A 2,947-nucleotide genomic window follows, 5' to 3' on the forward strand; every position below is an offset into this window, starting at 1 on the left:
GAAACATCTTCGGGTTGTGAGGTTAAGCGACTAAGCGTACACGGTGGATGCCCTGGCAGTCAGAGGCGATGAAGGACGTGCTAATCTGCGATAAGCGCCGGTAAGGTGATATGAACCGTTATAACCGGCGATTTCCGAATGGGGAAACCCAGTGTGATTCGTCACACTATCGTTAACTGAATACATAGGTTAACGAAGCGAACCGGGGGAACTGAAACATCTAAGTACCCCGAGGAAAAGAAATCAACCGAGATTCCCCCAGTAGCGGCGAGCGAACGGGGAGCAGCCCAGAGTCTGAATCAGCATGTGTGTTAGTGGAACGGTCTGGAAAGTCCGACGGTACAGGGTGATAGTCCCGTACACAAAAATGCACAGGTTGTGAACTCGAAGAGTAGGGCGGGACACGTGGTATCCTGTCTGAATATGGGGGGACCATCCTCCAAGGCTAAATACTCCTGACTGACCGATAGTGAACCAGTACCGTGAGGGAAAGGCGAAAAGAACCCCGGCGAGGGGAGTGAAAAAGAACCTGAAACCGTGTACGTACAAGCAGTGGGAGCACCTTCGGGTGTGACTGCGTACCTTTTGTATAATGGGTCAGCGACTTATATTCTGTAGCAAGGTTAACCGTATAGGGGAGCCGAAGGGAAACCGAGTCTTAACTGGGCGTTAAGTTGCAGGGTATAGACCCGAAACCCGGTGATCTAGCCATGGGCAGGTTGAAGGTTGGGTAACACTAACTGGAGGACCGAACCGACTAATGTTGAAAAATTAGCGGATGACTTGTGGCTGGGGGTGAAAGGCCAATCAAACCGGGAGATAGCTGGTTCTCCCCGAAAGCTATTTAGGTAGCGCCTCGTGAATTCATCTTCGGGGGTAGAGCACTGTTTCGGCTAGGGGGTCATCCCGACTTACCAACCCGATGCAAACTGCGAATACCGAAGAATGTTATCACGGGAGACACACGGCGGGTGCTAACGTCCGTCGTGAAGAGGGAAACAACCCAGACCGCCAGCTAAGGTCCCAAAGTCATGGTTAAGTGGGAAACGATGTGGGAAGGCACAGACAGCCAGGATGTTGGCTTAGAAGCAGCCATCATTTAAAGAAAGCGTAATAGCTCACTGGTCGAGTCGGCCTGCGCGGAAGATGTAACGGGGCTAAACCATGCACCGAAGCTGCGGCAGCGACACTATGTGTTGTTGGGTAGGGGAGCGTTCTGTAAGCCGTTGAAGGTGGCCTGTGAGGGTTGCTGGAGGTATCAGAAGTGCGAATGCTGACATAAGTAACGATAATGCGGGTGAAAAACCCGCACGCCGGAAGACCAAGGGTTCCTGTCCAACGTTAATCGGGGCAGGGTGAGTCGACCCCTAAGGCGAGGCCGAAAGGCGTAGTCGATGGGAAACAGGTTAATATTCCTGTACTTGGTGTTACTGCGAAGGGGGGACGGAGAAGGCTATGTTGGCCGGGCGACGGTTGTCCCGGTTTAAGCGTGTAGGCGGAGGTTCCAGGTAAATCCGGTACCTTTTAACGCTGAGGTGTGATGACGAGGCACTACGGTGCTGAAGTGACAAATGCCCTGCTTCCAGGAAAAGCCTCTAAGCATCAGGTAACNNNAAATCGTACCCCAAACCGACACAGGTGGTCAGGTAGAGAATACCAAGGCGCTTGAGAGAACTCGGGTGAAGGAACTAGGCAAAATGGTGCCGTAACTTCGGGAGAAGGCACGCTGATAGGTAGGTGAAGTGATTTACTCATGGAGCTGAAATCAGTCGAAGATACCAGCTGGCTGCAACTGTTTATTAAAAACACAGCACTGTGCAAACACGAAAGTGGACGTATACGGTGTGACGCCTGCCCGGTGCCGGAAGGTTAATTGATGGGGTTATCCGTAAGGAGAAGCTCTTGATCGAAGCCCCGGTAAACGGCGGCCGTAACTATAACGGTCCTAAGGTAGCGAAATTCCTTGTCGGGTAAGTTCCGACCTGCACGAATGGCGTAATGATGGCCAGGCTGTCTCCACCCGAGACTCAGTGAAATTGAACTCGCTGTGAAGATGCAGTGTACCCGCGGCAAGACGGAAAGACCCCGTGAACCTTTACTATAGCTTGACACTGAACACTGGTCCTTGATGTGTAGGATAGGTGGGAGGCTTTGAAGTGTGGACGCCAGTCTGCATGGAGCCATCCTTGAAATACCACCCTTTAATGGCTGGTGTTCTAACGTGGGCCCGTAATCCGGGTTGCGGACAGTGTCTGGTGGGTAGTTTGACTGGGGCGGTCTCCTCCCAAAGAGTAACGGAGGAGCACGAAGGTTAGCTAATCCTGGTCGGACATCAGGAGGTTAGTGCAAAGGCATAAGCTAGCTTGACTGCGAGAGTGACGGCTCGAGCAGGTGCGAAAGCAGGTCTTAGTGATCCGGTGGTTCTGAATGGAAGGGCCATCGCTCAACGGATAAAAGGTACTCCGGGGATAACAGGCTGATACCGCCCAAGAGTTCATATCGACGGCGGTGTTTGGCACCTCGATGTCGGCTCATCACATCCTGGGGCTGAAGTAGGTCCCAAGGGTATGGCTGTTCGCCATTTAAAGTGGTACGCGAGCTGGGTTTAGAACGTCGTGAGACAGTTCGGTCCCTATCTGCCGTGGGCGCTGGAGAATTGAGGGGGGCTGCTCCTAGTACGAGAGGACCGGAGTGGACGCATCACTGGTGTTCGGGTTGTCATGCCAATGGCACTGCCCGGTAGCTAAATGCGGAAGAGATAAGTGCTGAAAGCATCTAAGCACGAAACTTGCCCCGAGATGAGTTCTCCCTGAGACTTTGAGTCTCCTGAAGGAACGTTGAAGACGACGACGTTGATAGGTCGGGTGTGTAAGTGTAGCGATACGTTGAGCTAACCGATACTAATGAACCGTGAGGCTTAACCTTACAACGCCGAAGATGTTTTGGC

1 rRNA gene is annotated in these 2,947 nt (G+C 52.6%); it reads left to right on the forward strand.

Features of this window, described 5'->3' with window-relative positions:
- Positions 1 to 20 precede the first annotated feature (20 nt).
- Positions 21 to 2,925: ribosomal RNA gene (locus JSN25_RS07350) — 23S ribosomal RNA — on the forward strand.
- Positions 2,926 to 2,947: the final 22 nt, after the last annotated feature.

The sequence above is a fragment of the Citrobacter cronae genome (assembly GCF_016893685.1).
GTDB classification, from domain to species: Bacteria; Pseudomonadota; Gammaproteobacteria; order Enterobacterales; family Enterobacteriaceae; genus Citrobacter; species Citrobacter werkmanii.